This is a genomic window from Nostoc sp. ChiVER01 (genome assembly GCF_034531155.1).
In the GTDB taxonomy this organism is placed as follows: Bacteria; Cyanobacteriota; Cyanobacteriia; order Cyanobacteriales; family Nostocaceae; genus Nostoc.
Window position 1 is genome coordinate 21,351 of record NZ_JAVRBS010000031.1, and the last position, 18,824, is coordinate 40,174.

Genomic DNA, 18,824 nt, shown 5'->3' on the forward strand with positions numbered 1-18,824 from the left:
TTTGCTTGAGTACTAAGTTAACTAGCAACAATTTAGCTTAGTTATATATTATCACTCTGATAAGTTTAAATCATGAATCATTTATAAAGATCCCTAGATATATCTAGGAAAAATATTTAAAAACAATTAAAATGCAGTATTTTTTATAATGTAATTTCATTATATAGACTAAGATAAGATAGAAGTTTTGCGTAAATAGTAAATTTTTGCGTAAGTTTTACTAGCTTTAATAATGGTCTTAAGCACATTGTCTAGCTCAAATTTGATGCTATATTTACATTGAATCTTATATTTAATAAAACTGACTTATGATCCTGAAATTTACTTTATAGATGTGAGAGTTATTAAGAAATTTAAAACATTTTCTTTTTTCAAGCCAAATTTGCTAGCTTGTTTAAGTATAAATAAGTAAAAACAGAAGGAACATGGAAATTAGCGCTCGTAATTCTCTCAAAGGTACTGTAAAAAAAGTTGTACCTGGAACAGTTAATACTGAGATAACTTTAGAAGTGGCACCAGGAGTAGAATTAGTGTCAATAATCACAAAATCATCGGCGGAAAAGCTGGGACTTACAGAAGGCAAGGAGGCTTATGCCGTGATTAAATCATCAGATGTGATAGTTGCTGTTGATTAAAAAATGAGCAAGTTGCTTTTTCTTGAAAGCGGCTTTGTCTGTAATACCAAATTGTGTTCATCTCTATAAATTTAGTGACCTCACTCCTGGAATTAATTGGAAAAGGAGTGAGGTCAATGTAATTCGTAATTAGTAGTTGTAATCAGTGCTTGTTTTGTATCTTTTTAATGGAGAAAACATTTGAATTATAAATTAGGGATTGTGAAGGGAAGAAGGAAGTATATTATCATCCTTCATCCTTCATCTTTTGTTTAGTCACTAAAGGTAGCAACCAAAGTAATGATTTAGACGAGATACGCTTCTTGATGAGTCTTAATTGTGCAATTAGAACGAGGATAAGTTACACAAAGTAAAGCGTATCCTTTAGAAACTTGATCGTCATCTAAAAAGTTTTGATCATCTTGATTAACTTCACCTTCAACAACCTTGCCTACACAGCTAGAGCAAGATCCTGCATGACATGAAAAAGGCAATTCAATACCATGTTCTTCTGCTGCTTCCAAGATGGTAGTCTCTTCGTCAACTTCAATTGTGGCGTCGATGTCTTCTTTTTTGTTGATTAGTCTAACTTGGTAGGTAGCCATTTTCAGATTCTCCTCAAACGTTATACAGTTGGTTTAATTTCCGAAGTTTTTGAGCAACCTATCCTACTTTTTGCTTCTTTTCTTCTTAAAGAGATGCTAAGTTTAGTCAGCTTCTCTATAAGGGGTAAGAAATGCAACGCGAACTAGAAGCTACCTCAAGGCATTGAAACTCTGCGGAAGATGTCTATTTGGGATTTGGGTGCTAACGGAATGATGTTAGCTGCAAGGTACACCAGTAGGCGTACAGTCGCCTGTTTTGAAGGACTTTCCACAACCGCAAGTATCAGTTGCATTGGGGTTGATGAATTTAAAACCGCTTTCCATCACTCCCTCAACGAAGTCAACGATAACTCCGTCTAATAACGGCGCACTTTTGGCATCAACGTAAACCAGCACTTTGCCTTGCTGACTTACCAAATCATCTGGTTGAGGCTTGCTGGTGATATCGATCGCATATTCATAGCCACTGCAACCACCATCTTTTACAGAGATGCGGACACCTTTTGTTGCGCCATCAGCGTCGGATGCTGAACCTTTGATGAATGCTCGCAAATGAAATTCTGCTTTTTCTGATAAGATAACGGCCATTAAGTCTCCTGATTTGTAGCGATTAGTTATTCTGATTTCAGGTGTAGGTTGTCAGTTGTCCTTTGTTATTCACTAATGACCAATGACAAAATTAAGTATTTTGTGCAATACCTGTGGCTGTAGGTTCCATCGAATTGGATTGCGCGTGTCTCCAAGGCGCACTATTACCGCATACTGGACAAGAGCGATCGCGGTGAGAACGGCGTTTAGCAAATTCCATCCGATTTAGGTCGATTGTCAGCAATTGCGACAATAGAGGCTGACTAAACCCGGTGATCAGCTTGATAGCTTCCAGTGCTGTTAAACAAGCTAGGGTTCCAGAAACAGCGCCTAGAACTGAAAAGCCGCGCTGATCCCACTCAGGCTTTTCTGGAAACAGACAAGACAAGCAAGGAGTCACACCAGGAATAATCGTCGTCAGGTAAGCCTCCATCCCATTCATTGCGGCTTCCACCATTGGCTTACGCGATCGCACACAGGCTTCATTTAACAAATTGCGCTCTGTAAAATTGTGGGCACAATCAAGAGCCATATCAGCAGATTGCACTAACGAATCTACATTTTCCGGGGTGATGTAATCATGAACAGCTTCCACTTGGACATCAGGATTAATCGCATCCAGAGTTTCTTTAGCTTTGAATACCCTTGGCTTACCTACCCAATCATCAGTCATGAGAACCTGACGATTCATATCATCTAGCCGTAAGTCACCACCCCGGACTAGGATTAGCCGCCCAACGCCCGCTACTGCTAAGTAAAGCGCCGCCGTACCGCCTAATCCCCCCACACCTGTAACCAAAACTGTCGCTGACTTCAGGCGTTTCTGTGCTGTTTCGCCAAAATTCGGAAGCATCATTTGGCGACGATAGCGTTCTAATTCGGTAGGCGTTAGGTTAACCAATTTATACCTCCTAATCAGAAGTGATTTCTGTCAGTGTGACTACATTTTTCGGCTTGTCGTTAAACACTTTGAACAGCTTTTGTTCGTAAGCTGTCGATTCGATAAATACTTGATAGGCTTTTTGCAAAGCCAAAGAATATTGATTTAGTTTCTCTTCTTGACTCAAATCAGGAGAATTCTCATCAATTTCGTGCATATATTGAGAAAACTTTTTCAGAATATGTAGACGATTTACATTCACAACTTCTAAATCGTAGGACATATTAAAGAATTGAAAAAATTCTTCTGCATCTACGAGCTTCTTGAATTCATCAATAGTTCCAGTCACGTCGCTTCGCTCCGAATTCAAAAGTCAAAAGTCAAAAGTCAAAATTAACAATCCCCATGATTTTAGGGCTTGTATCTTTTTCCTCTTAGGTCATTTAGCATTTTCCAATTGTTTTAGATGTTGCTTAAGTTCATCTAACTGGCGATAGATTTCATAAGTTGCGGCGGCAACATCCATAAGTTGGTTGTAATCTGTTGGCAGACCTTCAGCTAAATCATGCAGATCCATTTTCATTTGACCTGCTTTGCTGTTAAGCCGTCTGATTTGTCCTTGTAGTTCCTCAATTGTCATTTGTCATTTGTCCTTTGTCCTTTGTCTTTTGTCATTAGTCATTTATCTTTTACCAATGACCAATGACCAATGACTAATGACTACTTAAACTTTGCCAACTTCAGGAAAGCGCTTCGCCAAATCAAGACCTTTTTTGACGTAGTTTTCTCCCTCTTCTGCTAATTTCTCTAGCGAGTCAAAGCCAAAGCGATGAGCATCTCGCAGGGTTTTCACAGTTAGCAAAAGACGACCAGAAAAAACTAGCGCCCAGCCAAATCCTTCATGGCTCAAATCAACTACAACCTGGGATATCAAACCTGTTTCTTGTTCAATTCCAGCCGCTACAGCTCGAAAAAATGCCATAATCCGGGCTTGAGTTACCGCATCAACTTCGCCCTCAACGGAGATTTCCCGTTTCTTTTGTTTGGTAACAATAAAAGGTTTGAGAATCAACTCATCCGACCAAGTACGATAAACTCCATAGCTATCTTGACCACGGATTTGTTTGATTAATACCTTAAGAAAAGGTGAGTTCAAGACTTCTGTTGTAGCGGTTCCGTTAACACTATTATTTGCGGTCATACTGTTGCTTCGTCTTCAATTTCATCAGCAAAGTTTGTGGTTTTTGGCTGTAAAGCTTTACGCAACCAAGGTGGAGGATTACCTTTGAGGGTTTTGACTAACTTATTTAGAACTTCACTAATTTCTTCTTCTTCCGATCGCGCCTTCACTGGGGTGACACCTTTCTTGATTAACCGAGCGGCGGCACTACCACCAATTGCTGTTACGTAAATAATCGTACAGTCGCCTATTGCCTCAAGTTTTGGGGTGATTTTATCTTCATTCCCATCTTCTTTGAGTTCGCCTTCAAAGGTGAGGGTTTCTACGAAGTGGTATCCTTCATCGGTAATTTCGTAAACATCAATCATTTTTGCCCATCCGAAGTGAGCATTAATATGAACTCGGTCACTCGTCGTGAAGGCTATTTTCATTGTAATTCTCCTCTCTAAAGTTTTGAATTTTGAATTGGGAAGAAGGAATTCAGGAGTCAGGATTCAGAATTCAGGAATAAGAACTAAATCTGCATATTTAGTGTTTTTCCCTACGAAAACGTTCAGGGCAAACAATCAGTGACAGGTTTTACTCTTTCTGAAAAGCATTCTGAATTCTGGATTCTGACTTCTGAATTCTTGAAGAAGAATTCAAAACTCTGCGCTCACAGTTCCGAACTCTTGGAACTGTTTAACTCTCGCTTCTTCTGCCTCTAAAAACAGGTTGCCGATGCCAAATAAAAGTTCCATTGTGCCTCGATAGCCAACTTTGGTAAATTGACCATTACCTAAGCGGTCATAAATGGGCAATCCTAAACGATAAAGAGGAATCGAAAGGCGTTTTGCGATCGCACCCACATTGGAGTTACCAATCAGCAAATCAGAACCGCCCGCTAGACTCTCAAAGTCTTCTAAGTCGCCGATGGTAATACTTTTAACCGGGAGTTTTTCTAAGAGGTGCGATCGCGTGGTTGTCACCGCCGCATGAATTTGTGCTCCCATCGATTGCAGGAAATGCACGGTTGACCACAACAAATCTGGTTCTAGTGCGAGGGAAACTCGTTTTGCACCGAAGTAAAAGTGAGTATCCAACATCGCATCTTGCAACTGACGACGTTGGCGGCGGTATTTTTCAGGTACGCTATTACCGCTCAGAATCGCCAATGCTTGAATAAACTCATCTACTGGTTCTAATCCAGTTAGTTCGCCAAACACTTCGTAAGGTGTGCCAAAGCGTTCTTCGAGAATCTTGGCAGCCCCCCGCATACTTTCACCCAATGCCAGGGTAAAGGCAGAACTACCGACTTCTCGTAGCTGTTTTAAGGTAGTCCCACTGACTGTAACCGCACTATAATTATCCTCTAAATGTCCATCTAGAGAAGCACCAAGATCAGGTACAAAGATCGGCACTAATCCAAAAGATGTGACTATCTCTTTGATTTCCTGTACATCCCCAGGTGTGAAAGCAGAACCCGCCAAAATGGTGACTTGTTCAGTTCTGAGTCCACCTGGGCGAGGAATTTCCTGAACGATGCTTTCTACAGCGACAGCAAAGCCATCTTGCAACGCACCTTTAAAATCTGGGGTGGGTGCAAAAACGATCGCTAAATCATTTAATTCGGGATGGCGATCGCGGATTTCCTTAAGAAAACCTTCAATGTCATCACCTCTGGTTTCCGTTAACCCAGTACTACATAAACCAATAATTTCTGGGTTAGCTTTTTCTACCAGAGTCAGAATTGCTTGCTCCACATTCTCTTCACCACCCAAAATAGTAGTGACTTCCGTCATCGCCGTCGTAGCAAGGGGAATCGCTTCCCGGAAATGCCGCACCAGGACAACTTTAGCGAAAGCAGTACAACCTTGAGAACCGTGGAATAAGGGCATTGTCCCTTTCAATCCCAAAAAGGCTAAGGTTGCGCCCAAAGCTTGACTTTGCTTGAGGGGATTAACTGTCAGTGCTTTGTTAGAAGCGGTAACGATCGCCATTAAACTTCTTCCTCTTCTTCCCAAGGAGCGGGTTTGCGTATTTGTTCCCAAATCGGGCTATACAAAGCTTCGTACAGTTCCCGCGCCATCTCAATCATCCCCACATAACCTGCATAAGGATGGTGGCGTTCTTGGTTGATATCAAGGAAAGGAATCCGAGCTTTCAAAGCTGTGTATTGGTTACGTCCACCAGCAATCAGCATATCTGCTTTGGTGTTTTTAACCAGTTGTAACAATTCTTGAGCGTTGCCTTTCTCTAGCATGATGCCATCGTTGCCAATCAACTTCTTGATTTTGGCTTTATCTTCTTCAGTACTTTTCCGAGTACTGGTAGCAACAACTTCAATACCTAAGTCTCTAGCAGCCGAAATAATCGACCAACTCTTAACACCACCAGTATACAAAACAACCCGCTTACCTTTGAGTCGAGCGCGATAAGGAGCCAATGCCAAATCTAAAGCAGCCGTTTCTTCTGCAATTAGTTTTTCTGTCCGCTCCTGTAAATCAGCGTCACCTAATTTAGCGGCGATGTTTCGCAGACAGCGATTCATATCATCAATGCCGTAGAAAGACTCTTCAATGTAAGGGATGTTGTAACGCTCCTCCATCTTTCTCGCCATATTGAGCAGCGCTCGCGAGCAGATCATGACGTTGAGCTTGGCGCGGTGGGCGTAGCGAATTTCATTGTAGCGAGCATCGCCCGTAATTTTAGACAAAATACGGATGCCTAATTTTTCTAACAGTGGTGTTACTCCCCACATTTCCCCGGCGATGTTGTATTCACCGATTAAGTTAATATCATAGGGCGTTGTATGTTCCGGTTCTGCTGTGCCGACAACATATTCTAATAAAGATTCACCGCCAAAACGGTTGCCTAGATTTTTACTGCCAATGAATCCTGGTGCAATGACGGGAACAACAGGAATACCAATTTTCTCAGCCGCCGCTTTGCAGACAGCATCCATATCATCGCCAATTAAGGCTGTAACGCAAGTGGCATAGACGAATACTGCTGCTGGTTGGTAGCGCTCGTGAAGTTCCAGAATCGCTTTGTAGAGTTTCTTTTCGCCACCGAAGATGACATCATTTTCACCCAAGTCAGTGGTAAAGCCCATTTTGTAGAGTTGCGGGCCAGACGACAGACTACCACGACTACCCCAGGAATTACCAGCACAGGCGATCGGCCCGTGGACTAGATGCGCTGCATCTGCGATCGGCACTAGAGCAATCATTGCACCATCAAAGGCACAGCCCCCTTGAGCCGCGCCAGGTTGTGCCTGTTGAGCGCATGATTTATTTTTCTTTTCTGCTTGTTTGTGCTGATTATGCTCGCATCCTGTCTCAGTCAGCAGCTCGTTGATTTTACCTTGGGTGCTTTTCATCTCTCTTCTCTTAATTGTTAATTGTCCTTTGTCATTTGTTCTTTGTCATTTGTTCTTTGTCCTTTGAATAACTAACAACTAATGACTAATGACTAATGACTAATGACCAATGACCAATAACCAATGACCAATGACCAATGACTAATGACTAACAAATGTATTTTGTGACATCCTCTCCACAGACATCGGTCAGGTAAGATAGAGCGCGGAAACGCAATCCTACAAATTCGTCATATAAAGGATTGAGTTTACATAGTGGTGGAATATCAATACACTTCCCAAATAATTTAATTTGTCGCTCAAAGGGACAACAACAAGGAATTGTTTGGCAAATTAGATGAGCGATGCGATTATTTTTAACCTGAATTCCATCCACTACACCACGCAACGGATTCAGAAGATTGTTAAACCATCCTCGTTTTTTCTGGTTAGGTGGATGGTAATTAGGATGAGGATGAGTGTGAGTATGTTCGTGAGTGTGATTGATGGTTTCCATCTATATATACCTTGGGTAAATGCTATCAAGAAAAAGGGGAGTTGGGGATGGGGGATTGGGCATTGGGCATTGGGTTTGGATATTTCCCTATTCCCTATTCCCTACTCCCTATTCCCCTTCTTCACCCTTTAATTAACACGTTGTGTTTCTACGCAATTTCTAACGAATCAAGTCGTAGGAAATATCTGTCTTAGAAGGAATGTTGGTGTTGCGATCGATTTCTTCAAACAGGGTGTTTACAGTCCAGTTGAGGAGGTTGATCACACCTTGATAACCAATGGTGGAGTAACGGTGTAAGTGGTGGCGATCCATGATGGGGTAGCCGATTCTCACAAGGGGAATCTTGGTGTCGCGCCACAGGTACTTACCGTAGGTGTTACCAACTAAGAAGTCTACTGGTTCTGTGAACAACAATGAACGCATGTGCCACAAGTCCTTACCAGGCCAAACAGTTGCATGTTGACCGAAGGGGCTAGAAGCAAGCAGTTCTTTCATTTCTGCTTCAAATACTTCATTGCTGTTGTGAACCAAGATATGCACAGGTTCAGCACCCATTTCTAGCATAAAGCCAACTACGCTATATACTAAATCTGGTTCGCCGTAGATAGCGAAGCGCTTGCCGTGAATCCATGAGTGGGAATCAGTCATGGCATCAACTGCCTGACCGCGTTCAATTTCCAATTGTTCGGGAATGGGGATACCACTCAATTCGCTGAGTTTCATCAAGAACTCATCAGTACCCTTAATGCCCCAAGGACGGGAAACTGAGGTTGGTTGCTTCCATTCTTTTTCGATGTACTCGCGGGTTTTGGGTGTAGAGTGTGCTTGCAGAGCGATCGTAGCTTTCGAATTGATTGAATCTGCTGCATCTTCTAACTTTGTACCACCTGGGTACATATCGAATTCACCTGTGTTTGGTGAATCCAAGTAGTCGCTATTGTCGGCTAAAATTGTGTAGTCAAAGCCGAACAAAGAAGCAATCCGCTTGATTTCGCGGTTGTTGCCTACGTAGGTGTCAAAACCTGGGATGAAGTTGATTTTACCATTGCTGGTTTCTTTCTTATGACCTGCGGTCAAGTTAGAAAGAATTCCCTTCATCATGTTGTCGTAACCAGTGATGTGGGAACCGACAAAGCTAGGGGTATGAGCGTAGGGTACTGGAAAATCTTGAGGAACTGAACCTGCACTCTTAGCGTTGTTGATGAAAGCTTGTAAGTCATCACCGATTACTTCTGCCATACAGGTGGTGCAGACAGCGATCATCTTGGGCTTGTACAGTTGGTAAGAGTTCGCCAAGCCGTCGATCATGTTTTGCAGACCACCAAACACGGCTGCATCTTCAGTCATTGAAGAAGATACACCAGAGAATGGTTCTTTGTAGTGACGGGTTAAGTGGGTGCGGAAGTAAGCAACGCAACCTTGAGAACCTTGAACGAAAGGTAGAGTACCTTCAAAACCAACAGCAGCAAAGATTGCTCCTAGTGGTTGACAACCTTTAGCAGGGTTAACGGTTAAAGCTTCACGAGCGAAGTTCTTTTCACGATAATCCCAACCCTTTGTCCACTCTGCAACCCGTTGTACTTCTTCGGCTTCGTGACCGTTTTCAAACTGCTTTTTGTTTTCAAATAGCTGTTGGTACTCAGGCTGGTGGAATAACTCGACGTGATCTTGAATTTTTTCTGGATTCTGAGGCATTTTCGGATCTCCAAGCTTACTGAATTCTTTACTAATCGAGAAATGAAGATTTAAGGCGGAGTGGGAATATGATTCAAAATTCAAAATGCAAAAATCAAAATAAATTTTTAATCTTTCAATTTTGAATTTTGGATTCCCAACTCCCACCTGGGGTTTTAGCCCCAGGTTATCCTTACTTATCTCTCTCTCCCATTTCCCTAAACGGCAGCCTTAGCCTTAGCTTCAGCCTTCTTAGCCTTAGCTGCTTCATTCCAAGGAGCGCCAATTAATCCCCAGGTTGGGCTGTTGAGTGCCAAGTCCATATCGCGTGCGAAGATGGCGAAGCCGTCATAACCGTGATAAGGGCCGGAGTAATCCTTTTTGTGGTTTAATTTTTTTCAACAGCCTAATGTTTGCAATAAACAGTGTCAGCGATAAACATTGTTCGCTGATAACACATTTATTTTTAGGCTAAATATAGGCTAAAAATACAGCATAACTAGGTTCAGAACTCACGCATCATCTAAATGTTGTCCTGAACCAAGGCGATTAAAAAATCGCCTGTTTTTTTGCTCATCTCTGCAAGCACAGCAGCAAAAAGAACACATGAGAACGAAAGTACTACTAGAATTAGAGAAAGTTAATCTGCGTTTGAAGTCTGCAAAGGCAAAGGTGACAATTAGAGAATCGAATGGAAGTCTGCAATTACGGGCGACGTTGCCAATTAAACCGGGAGACAAGGACAGCAACGGTACTGGGAGAAAGCAATACAATCTCAGTTTGAATATTCCCGCTAACTTGGATGGACTCAAGACGGCTGAGGAAGAAGCATACGAATTAGGGAAGTTAATCGCTCGTAAAACTTTTGAGTGGAATGATAAATATTTAGGTAATGAGTCGATTAAAAAAGAATTTAAAACTATAGGAGAATTACTCGAACAATTTGAAGAAGAGTATTTTAAGACTCATAAACGAACTACTAAAAGTCAACATACTTTTTTTTATTATTTTTCCCGAACTAAACGATTTACGAATCCTAAAGATTTAGCGATCGCTGAAAATTTGATAAGTTCCATTGAACAAATCGATAAGGAGTGGGCTAAATATAATGCAGCTAGAGCTATATCGGCATTTTGTATGACATTTAAAATCGAAATCGATTTATCTAAATATTCAAAGATGCCTGAGAATAGTTCCCGCAACATTCCTACAGATGCGGAAATAGCTGATGGAATTCTCAAGTTTGAAGATTATTTGCATAACAGAGGTAATCAAGTAAATCAAAATGTTCAAGATAGCTGGCAACTTTGGCGCTGGACGTATGGAATGTTAGCAGTTTTTGGTTTACGTCCACGGGAACTTTTTATTAATCCTGATATTGATTGGTGGTTGAGTGCAGAAAATACAGATTTGACATGGAAAGTTGATAAAGATTGTAAGACTGGTGAGAGAGAAGCATTGCCATTATATATGCAATGGATTGATGATTTTGATTTGAGAAATCCGAAATATTTAGAGATGTTAAGGGGTGCGATCGCTAAAAAAGATAACACCAATCACGCAGAGATAACGGCGTTAACACAGCGAGTTAGCTGGTGGTTTCGCAAGATAGGATTAGATTTTAAACCTTATGATTTACGCCACGCTTGGGCAATTCGGGCGCATATTCTGGGAATACCAATTAAAGCGGCGGCGGATAATTTGGGGCATAGTGTGCAAGTTCATACCCAAACTTATCAGCGTTGGTTTTCGCTAGATATGCGGAAGTTGGCGATTAATCAGGCTTTGAGCAAGAGAAATGAAGTTGAGTTGATTAAGGAAGAGAATGTTAAGTTGAGGATGGAGAATGAGAAATTGAGGTTGGAGATTGAGAAGTTAAAGATAGAGTTAGTTTATAACCGGAGTTAAATTTTTTCATAAAAATAGATGTGGTACATTGTGCAAGTGATTAAAGTAGCCTAGCACCTACTAATTATCTTTCCCACCTTCAAGTTGATATCCTTTACTAGTGCCTAAAAGCTTTTGAGTTTTATAGTTTCCTGCTTGAAGTATTTCTCCATTCAGTTCAACTCCACGTTCGCCTACAAGTAAGCCATTGAGGTCTTCAGCTATAAGAATAGCTGACTTTTCAATACTTTCATTTAGCTCATCTACTTCAAGTCCTGCTTCCTGTAATTTTTCCCTCAATTTAAGAATTGATTCTATTGCTTCAGTCTTGCGAGGAATTGATTCAATCTTCCCTTCGGTAGTTGTGTTTCTATACAAAAAACCAATTGTATCTTTGATCAAATCGGAAATAATCTGTATAACTTTAGGTTCTCCAAATATTTTTACGAATAAACTTCCTGACTCTATTTTCGCAATTCTGAGTGGAAAATCACTTTCAGATATGTGTAGAAGAAAGCAAAGTTCTGAATAAATTTTTTGTAGAATTTCTAATTTCGTTATAAAATCATTATATGTATATTCTGAATGCAATAAAAGTGAAAAGCAACCTAAAGAACTATCGTGTTCATAATTATTTTTAAGATTTATTTCAATCAAATTAGTTACATCTTCAATACTTTTTAATGAGTGGAACATATTTGTTCCTGAGTTAACTAATTCCACAGTTGAAGAATATGAGTAATCTTGAATAAATTTCTGGTATACATCTTCAAATTCTGTAATTTGAGAATTAATATTATTAATAAAAACGTTTTCTTGATTTAAATTTTGTTGTAAAAAACTAAAAACTGTTTTTAACCTACCGATGGAGAGAAAAAATAACTTAGGTTGTATTAAGGCTTTTATATCTGATTTGCAAGTATTTATCTGATTTCTATAATTAGTTAAATTTTGACTATTAGCGTTTGCATCTATTTTAGTATCTAAGAGATTGACCATTGAATTATTCATTATAATTCTGCAATTGTCTAACATAGCTAAACAATCCATAAATACCTTGTTGTCTGCACTTTGTAAAACTTCACGTAAAGTCTCAAGCTATTCTATTATCTGAAAGGATTGCATATCAAGTCTTTATTTATAAGTTTGTCTACACAAGCAATTTAGTTGCCTATCCTACTATAATGCGATCGCATCCGTAGTGTAGCGTGCGTTGCCGCAAATCGCAATGCACCTTTATCGTATCAGCAGGCGATCGCACCCCTCCCAAAGCATACATCTTCACAAAGTTGATTTACTCAAAAACAACGCCGCGATAAATTTCTGCCATCGATAATGCGATCGCAACTGAATTTAAAGAAATAGATACCTCTAAGCTGCTAAAATCACTAAGCAACCAACCTTCAGCTTGTTTACTGTAGCGTTCCACAAAAGGTTCATCTTGCTCGACTAATAAATATTCGCTAAAACTCGGAATTGATCGGTACATCCGAAATTTACTTTGGCGATCGTAATCTGCGGTGGAAGGAGATAGAACTTCAACAATCAGCGTGGGATTTAAGACTTCATCTAAACGTTCAGCATTTAATTGCGGTTCACCGTCAAAAACCATTACATCTGGGTATACTCCGCGTCGATGTTCGGGAATCCACAGCCGTAAATCGCTGTTAATTGGCTCGAATTGAGTATCACGCATCACAGTACTAAAGTAGGTCAGAATGTTCCGACCAATGCGGCTGTGTTTAAGGGTTCCTCCAGGCATGGGTACAATTTCTCCATCTCGGTATTCGCTGCGTCCTTCGGCTTTTTCTTCGATCGCACGATATTCATCCAAGCTGTAGCGGCGCGAGATGGTAGAAATCATAGGTCGTAAGCGATCGCATTGGCTATCAAACAACAATATTATTTTGTCACAAATTTGATTGTGAGGGGATATCTTCTCTTTTCTACGAGATGCTGCGCGATCGCCTTCAAATTCTGCAAAGACGAATTTACACCTAATGCTGCTTGAGTGAGATCAACGATAGAATTTAGGCAAAGACTTTATCTTTCTGGTTAGCTATCTACGATGTCTGCAAGAGATAGGTTTCATGAACTGGTTAGAACTGCCCTTGAAAAGGAAGGGTGGATAATTACTCACGATCCATACCACATTGATTTGGGTTTTGTTGATTTTTATATCGATTTAGGTGCGGAACTGTTGCTAGCAGCGACAAAGGATGAAGAAAAGATTGCAGTTGAAATCAAAACATTTTTAGCAGCCTCAACAATTTCTGAGTTTCATACTGCAATTGGACAATTTATTAACTACCGCATTGCTTTGGAAGATGACGATCCAGAGTGGAGGTTATATTTGGCAGTTCCGCTCGACGTTTATAAGCGATTTTTCAGATATCCATTTATTCAAACGGTCATTGTCCGTAACAAAATTCCCCTTTTGGTGTATGACACAGAAAAACAGGAGATTGCAGAATGGATAAGCTAAATTTGTATCGTGAACTAATTCAGAAATTATTGACGGCGCGAGGAAAGTTGCGTTCTGAGAGTGATCCAATAGAAAGTCAAACCATTTTTGATACTACAAAAGACCACTATCAGCTTGTGCATGTGGGATGGAAGGATAGTAGTACCCGAATTTACGGCTGTGTGCTGCATGTAGATATTAAAGATGGAAAAATTTGGGTGCAGCATGATGGAACAGAGGATGCACTCGCAGATCAACTTGTGAGCGAGGGAGTGCCTAAGCAAGATATTGTGATAGCATATCATGCACCTCATGTACGGCAGTATACAGAGTTTGCTGTAGGCTAAACCTATTTAAAAAGCCTGTTTGCGATCGCTACTCGCAAACAGACTTGACTTTTTCACCTTTCTAATTAAGCTTGTTCCCAAAACTGACGTACATAATCAGGTAGCCAGCTAGCAATTTCCTGAATCCGTTCTTCGGAAAGTTCGTCTTTGGTGGCAGAAAACACTGCTTTAACCGCTTGCTCTCGCTCGACTGATCGCGGCATTCCACTTTCATTAGCAACTCGGAAGAGGAAGCGATCAGAATCGATCTTGAAGATGCCTGGGCCTTGCCAAGGTGGACGAACCCGGCTCAAAAATCTCACAAGTGGATTGCTATCTCTCCAGAGATCAGACACTTCAAACTGGAGTGCTTTTTCATCAGTAGGCACAGCCTCTGTATGCAGTTCTGCTTCTACGCGATCGCTAGCTTCTGTTGTCATTAAGTCGCGCATAACGCGAAACACAACTTCGGTAAAGTCTCTTGCATCATAGGGATCTGCAAATCCGGCTTTAACCTGGACTTTTTCTAAAAATGAGCGATGTTCGTCAGCGATCGCAGTTCGAGTATCTTCAATCTCTGTTGGATCAACTTCTGGAATATCTGTTCTAAAACTTTGATCTGGCATTGTTTTTTCTTCTAGTTATTAATTTTGAGTCTTTATGCTTACCTTATGTAAGGTCGCACAAATCAAAAACCCTTAGTATCATCCAGAAGTTTGAGATGGTATCTATTCTAAAGTTAGAAATTCATCTGATCTGTTCATAGCTGTAAAGTCATGGTTGAGGTGAGGAGAGCAATACTTCTGATGTTTGTACCCGTCTGTGTCGAAAACCAGTCAAAATAAATAAGTTGGTATAAAATCAGCCGAAACAAAGATGCTAGAAACAACAAACATCGAAATTAACACCTCCTATGTCAAAGTACCCAACGATGACTTAGAAATCGATGCTTACTTAGCTCAACCAGCACAAAACGGGACTTTTGGCGCGATTATAGTCTTTCCAGAAATTTTTGGAATCAATAGTAATATTCGAGATATTACAGAATTAATTGCCAAACAAGGATACGTGGCAATAGCTCCGACAATGTATCAACGTATTGCTCCCGGTTTTGAGGCTGATTTTAGCGCTGAAGATGTTGGGTTTAGCCCAGAAGCCTATCGCCTGGGCTTGGAATATTATCAACAAGTAAAATATCAAGAGATATTTAGCGATATTCAAGCTACCATTACCTACCTCAAAACTTTACCCAATGTAAAAAATAATGCAATTGGCGTCATTGGTTTCTGTTTTGGCGGTCATGTTGCTTATATGGCTGCAACTTTACCCGATATCAAAGCAACAGCTTCATTCTACGGTGGTGGGATTACTACTTCCAGTTATGGTGAAGAGACTCCAACTATTAATCGCACCTTGGAAATTAAAGGTACTATTTATGCATTTTTTGGTACAAGAGATGCATTAGTTTCGCAAGAGGAAAACGAGCAAATTGAGGCAGAATTAAATAAACAGAATATCAATCATCGTGTATTTCGATACGATGCAGGACACGGATTTTTTGCCGGATTCTTTAAAGACAAGTACCCATTTATAGAACAACACCCAAGTTACAATCCCGAAGCTGCTCCTGATGCTTGGCAACATGTTTTAGAACTGTTTCAGAATCACTTGTGAAACTGCGATCGCACTCTTGTTCAATAAGTGCGATCCTATTGCTTTTAAGCTTTTGAATTTTTCAGCAGCAATTGACAACCGCATAAAAACGGGTTTGGATTTTCTATGCGATTATCCGCAAGTACTTCAATAGTCAGCTTGCTGTGATAAATTAACTCGTCATAGTCCATCAATGCATTCCACTTGATTTTGCCAGTCGGGAAGCCTAACTGTGAACTAGCATCAAATATTAATTCTTGCCATTTCTGAAACTCTGGATCTTGCGATTTGCAGTAATCGAGAATGGCAATAAATGCACCAGGCTTGGTAACTCGTAGAATTTCCTTAAGAGCAAGAACTGGATCGTTAACGACACAGAAAGTAAATCCTGACGCTGCTGCATCAAAGCTATTATCAGGAAAATCAAGATTGCACATATCCGATACCTTAAAGGTGATGTTTGCGGATATGCGCTTTTTACGTGCTTCATCCATCATCTTCTCGGAAAGATCAACACCGACGACATGCACACCTTCAGGGTAGGCTGAAAGATTAAGACCTGTTCCTACCGCAGCATCTAGTACGGTTTGTCCTGGCTTAAGCTGCAAAGAAGCAATTAGAGGTTCGCGTTCAATGTGCCAGTAACGCTTCATAATTGCGTCATAATCCACTGCGCCTTGATCGTAGGTTTCGATCACCTGATTTATCTGCATAGGTTCCTGAACAAATATAACTACTGATTTTTAATTTCTTAATATACGTATAATAAAATACTTAAACTTGATTGACTACCGTAATAATAGCTAGATAATTTGGCAATTCCAAATTAGTATTAAGTTAAACTACTCCATGAACTTTTAGCTGGAGAGGAACTTGAATGATAAACTCGGTTCCTTCTCCAGGATTTGAAAAGCACTCCAGTTTGCCGCCATGTTTTTCTGTAATAATTTGGTAGCTGATAGACATACCCATTCCAGTTCCTTTGCCAATGGGTTTGGTAGTGAAAAAGGGATCGAATATTCGTTGCTGAAATTCTTTGGAAATACCGACTCCGTTATCAGCGATCGCTACTTCTACCCAGGTTAAGTTAACTACCGATGTGCGAATCCTAATTTGACTAGGATTGTCTTCAATCTCTTGATAAGTACGCTTGACATTGCTTTCTTCTAAAGCATCAATCGCATTTACTAAAATATTCATGAACACCTGATTGAGTTGTCCGGCATAGCATTCTATTAAAGGTACATTGCCATAGTCTTTGATCACTTCAATTTCAGGTTGTTCTGGTTTAGCTTTGAGACGGTGTTGCAAAATCATCAAGGTACTGTCGATGCCCTCATGAATATCGACCCTTTTAAATTCTGCTTCATCGGTGCGAGAGAAATTCCGCAGTGACAGTACAATTTGGCGAATCCGCTCAGTACCCACTTTCATAGAAGACAACATTTTTGGCAAGTCTGACTGCAAAAACTCCAGATCCATATCTTCAATAGCAATTTGAATTTCAGAAGCAGGATTAGAATCATATTGCTGATACAACTGCACAAGTGCTAATAAATCCTGAGTATATTCCTGCACATGAGTAAGGTTGCCATGAATAAAGTTGACTGGGTTATTAATTTCGTGTGCAACTCCAGCAACTAGTTGTCCGAGACTAGACATCTTTTCACTTTGAATCACTTGAGATTGAGTGCGCTGCAATTCCCTTAATGCATTTTTGAGTTCAATAGTACGTTCTTCTACCCGATCTTCTAGTTCTTCCTTATTTTTCTCTAGGGCAGTAAACGATTCGTGTAATTGCCCTGCCATGTAGTTGAAAGAGTTAGACAAGATATTAAGTTCTTGAATGTTGCTAGTTTCTACTGTCTGATCTAAATTGCCAGATGCCATTGCCTCACTTGCCCAACTCAGGCGCAGAATCGGGCGTACAATCCAATGAGAGGTGAACACACCCATCATTGAGGCAATAACCAATGCGCCAAAACAAAGGGCGATCGTGGTTTGCGTGTTGGCATTAATTTGCGCCATAAATGCGTTTTCTGGCACACTAACGACTACCAGCCAATCCAAGCCAAACTTGTCACGCCAAGGTGCAACATCGACAAAATGCCGTTTTCCTTGCACCTCAAGCTGAAAATCTGTGTCTTTAGTGATGGACTTAAACCCGTTGAAGGTTTGGAGGTGTCTGGCGATGTTCTGTATCATTGGATTGGGGCTGTTAATCGCCCGCAATCTCTGCACTTTTTGATTAACGAGGGTAAATGGTTTCTCTGTACCAGAACTGGCAACTAATGTGCCATCGCGCTCTAAAAGGAATACTTGTCCAGACTTACTAACATCTAAACTGCGTAAAAAATCGCTGAGTTTCAACAGATGAATATCCGTAGCAATCATTCCCAGCAAGCGATTTTGCGAATCATAGATGGGACGACTAGCAGAGGCAGCAATGTAGGGGCCTGTTGGGAAATTTGCAGTATAAATCTTTGCCCAAATAGGTTTACTTGCGGCGATGGGTTGGGTATACCAAGATTCCTTAGAATTTTCCCAATCCCACCTAGCATTGACCTGAGTTCGATTACCTTGATTATCGGTAGCGTAGGTGTAAGTATTATTTGGAGGCTTGGCAGTCCAATCATCAATGGTAATTGTCTTGCCATCATAACGAGCAGCACCTAATCCCTCACCCGTAGTTAGTCCCATGCCAATATAAGTCAGGTCATACAGGCGGATCTGATCCCAGAAATACTTGCCAAGGGTTTTGCGATCGCGTATATCTAATATTCCCCTATGGATAGCATCTGCATTGATCTGATTAAGGGTTTGCGGAATGGAAAGATGAGACTTTAAATGCTCATCCACTACCTCGCTAGTACGATCTATCAACTGCTCTGCCAAGTGGTTAACTGCTCTTTGTCCATTTTTAAAGGACAAATAACCTACTAAACTTACTGCTGCAAAAATCTGAATAAGGAAGGGAACAACAAGAACAATCTGTAATGGAAACGCTTTACCTTTGCTATAATAATGAGGTTTCATTGGCAACTAGAAGTTGAGTTTAATCTGATTTACTTCTATAGTTCCCAAGATGCCCACATA

General features: G+C 40.6%; 20 protein-coding genes and 2 pseudogenes. 5 read left to right on the top strand and 17 right to left on the bottom strand.

Translation table 11 applies throughout. The annotated features are described in order from the left end of the window. Positions 1–425 precede the first annotated feature (425 nt). On the top strand, positions 426–635 hold the full coding sequence (locus RMY00_RS29370) for a molybdopterin-binding protein (RefSeq protein ID WP_322650916.1): 210 nt from the start codon (positions 426–428) through the stop codon (positions 633–635). Positions 636–919: 284 nt separating this feature from the next. Here the strand turns inward: RMY00_RS29370 and RMY00_RS29375 are convergent, their stop codons facing one another. The 12 genes and pseudogenes from RMY00_RS29375 to RMY00_RS36270 all read right to left on the bottom strand — a co-directional run. Then, a complete protein-coding gene (locus RMY00_RS29375; RefSeq protein WP_322650917.1) occupies positions 920–1,219 on the bottom strand; it encodes a 2Fe-2S iron-sulfur cluster-binding protein in 300 nt (99 codons plus the stop codon). A gap of 216 nt (positions 1,220–1,435) precedes the next feature. Next, a complete protein-coding gene (locus RMY00_RS29380) occupies positions 1,436–1,807 on the bottom strand; it encodes an iron-sulfur cluster assembly accessory protein (protein WP_322650918.1) in 372 nt (123 codons plus the stop codon). Between the two features lie 91 nt (positions 1,808–1,898). Continuing rightward, on the bottom strand, positions 1,899–2,708 hold the full coding sequence (locus tag RMY00_RS29385) for a HesA/MoeB/ThiF family protein (protein ID WP_152588234.1): 810 nt from the start codon (positions 2,706–2,708) through the stop codon (positions 1,899–1,901). 10 nt (positions 2,709–2,718) lie between these two features. After that, positions 2,719–3,036 carry a nitrogenase-stabilizing/protective protein NifW gene (nifW, locus tag RMY00_RS29390; protein WP_094339965.1) on the bottom strand — a complete coding sequence of 106 codons (318 nt, stop codon included), beginning with the start codon at positions 3,034–3,036 and terminating at the stop codon, positions 2,719–2,721. A 90-nt stretch (positions 3,037–3,126) separates the two neighbouring features. Further along, positions 3,127–3,327, bottom strand: coding sequence for a CCE_0567 family metalloprotein (locus RMY00_RS29395; protein ID WP_100900533.1), 201 nt, complete (start codon positions 3,325–3,327; stop codon positions 3,127–3,129). Positions 3,328–3,411: 84 nt separating this feature from the next. Continuing rightward, positions 3,412–3,888 (bottom strand): NifX-associated nitrogen fixation protein, encoded by a 477-nt coding sequence (locus tag RMY00_RS29400; protein WP_322650919.1) that lies wholly within the window; start codon positions 3,886–3,888, stop codon positions 3,412–3,414. Further along, complete coding sequence (nifX, locus tag RMY00_RS29405; RefSeq protein WP_109012236.1) at positions 3,885–4,298, bottom strand: nitrogen fixation protein NifX; 414 nt, start codon at positions 4,296–4,298, stop codon at positions 3,885–3,887. The genes RMY00_RS29400 and nifX overlap by 4 nt, the downstream gene beginning before the upstream one ends. Positions 4,299–4,508: 210 nt before the next feature. Further along, positions 4,509–5,846 carry a nitrogenase iron-molybdenum cofactor biosynthesis protein NifN gene (gene nifN / locus RMY00_RS29410; protein ID WP_322650920.1) on the bottom strand — a complete coding sequence of 446 codons (1,338 nt, stop codon included), beginning with the start codon at positions 5,844–5,846 and terminating at the stop codon, positions 4,509–4,511. Further along, a complete protein-coding gene (gene nifE, locus RMY00_RS29415; RefSeq protein WP_322650921.1) occupies positions 5,846–7,228 on the bottom strand; it encodes a nitrogenase iron-molybdenum cofactor biosynthesis protein NifE in 1,383 nt (460 codons plus the stop codon). The genes nifN and nifE overlap by 1 nt, the downstream gene beginning before the upstream one ends. Positions 7,229–7,376: 148 nt before the next feature. Continuing rightward, positions 7,377–7,724: a Mo-dependent nitrogenase C-terminal domain-containing protein gene (locus RMY00_RS29420; RefSeq protein WP_174710318.1), complete on the bottom strand. Its 348-nt coding sequence runs from the start codon at positions 7,722–7,724 to the stop codon at positions 7,377–7,379. A gap of 159 nt (positions 7,725–7,883) precedes the next feature. Then, positions 7,884–9,419 (bottom strand): nitrogenase molybdenum-iron protein subunit beta, encoded by a 1,536-nt coding sequence (nifK, locus tag RMY00_RS29425; RefSeq protein ID WP_322650922.1) that lies wholly within the window; start codon positions 9,417–9,419, stop codon positions 7,884–7,886. 197 nt (positions 9,420–9,616) lie between these two features. After that, positions 9,617–9,784: pseudogene (locus tag RMY00_RS36270) on the bottom strand (nitrogenase molybdenum-iron protein alpha chain); the annotation flags it as partial. Positions 9,785–9,962: 178 nt separating this feature from the next. Between RMY00_RS36270 and RMY00_RS29435 the strand changes: the two are divergent. After that, positions 9,963–11,306: pseudogene (locus tag RMY00_RS29435) on the top strand (site-specific integrase); the annotation flags it as partial. A gap of 60 nt (positions 11,307–11,366) precedes the next feature. Here RMY00_RS29435 and RMY00_RS29440 read toward each other — a convergent pair. Both RMY00_RS29440 and RMY00_RS29445 read right to left on the bottom strand, forming a co-directional pair. Then, complete coding sequence (locus RMY00_RS29440; protein WP_322650924.1) at positions 11,367–12,296, bottom strand: hypothetical protein; 930 nt, start codon at positions 12,294–12,296, stop codon at positions 11,367–11,369. A 283-nt stretch (positions 12,297–12,579) separates the two neighbouring features. Then, complete coding sequence (locus tag RMY00_RS29445; RefSeq protein ID WP_322650966.1) at positions 12,580–13,149, bottom strand: Uma2 family endonuclease; 570 nt, start codon at positions 13,147–13,149, stop codon at positions 12,580–12,582. 204 nt (positions 13,150–13,353) lie between these two features. On the opposite strand from RMY00_RS29445, the gene RMY00_RS29450 reads away from it, so the two are divergent. Together RMY00_RS29450 and RMY00_RS29455 are read left to right on the top strand one after the other, a co-directional pair. Beyond that, entirely contained in the window at positions 13,354–13,770 is a 417-nt protein-coding gene (locus tag RMY00_RS29450; RefSeq protein ID WP_322650925.1) for a XisH family protein, read from the top strand. Next, positions 13,758–14,096 (top strand): XisI protein, encoded by a 339-nt coding sequence (locus tag RMY00_RS29455; RefSeq protein WP_322650926.1) that lies wholly within the window; start codon positions 13,758–13,760, stop codon positions 14,094–14,096. The genes RMY00_RS29450 and RMY00_RS29455 overlap by 13 nt, the downstream gene beginning before the upstream one ends. A gap of 65 nt (positions 14,097–14,161) precedes the next feature. Here RMY00_RS29455 and RMY00_RS29460 read toward each other — a convergent pair whose 3' ends face one another. Then, the gene (locus RMY00_RS29460) at positions 14,162–14,701 is read right to left on the bottom strand and encodes a DUF2267 domain-containing protein (RefSeq protein WP_322650927.1); all 540 of its coding nucleotides are present in this window, start codon (positions 14,699–14,701) and stop codon (positions 14,162–14,164) included. Positions 14,702–14,951: 250 nt separating this feature from the next. Here RMY00_RS29460 and RMY00_RS29465 point away from each other — a divergent pair, with 250 nt between their 5' ends. Beyond that, complete coding sequence (locus tag RMY00_RS29465) at positions 14,952–15,749, top strand: dienelactone hydrolase family protein (protein ID WP_322650928.1); 798 nt, start codon at positions 14,952–14,954, stop codon at positions 15,747–15,749. 44 nt (positions 15,750–15,793) lie between these two features. Here RMY00_RS29465 and RMY00_RS29470 read toward each other — a convergent pair whose 3' ends face one another. Both RMY00_RS29470 and RMY00_RS29475 read right to left on the bottom strand, forming a co-directional pair. Beyond that, positions 15,794–16,441 carry a class I SAM-dependent methyltransferase gene (locus RMY00_RS29470; RefSeq protein WP_322650929.1) on the bottom strand — a complete coding sequence of 216 codons (648 nt, stop codon included), beginning with the start codon at positions 16,439–16,441 and terminating at the stop codon, positions 15,794–15,796. Positions 16,442–16,565: 124 nt separating this feature from the next. Further along, complete coding sequence (locus tag RMY00_RS29475) at positions 16,566–18,764, bottom strand: sensor histidine kinase (RefSeq protein WP_322650930.1); 2,199 nt, start codon at positions 18,762–18,764, stop codon at positions 16,566–16,568. Between the last annotated feature and the right edge of the window lie 60 nt (positions 18,765–18,824).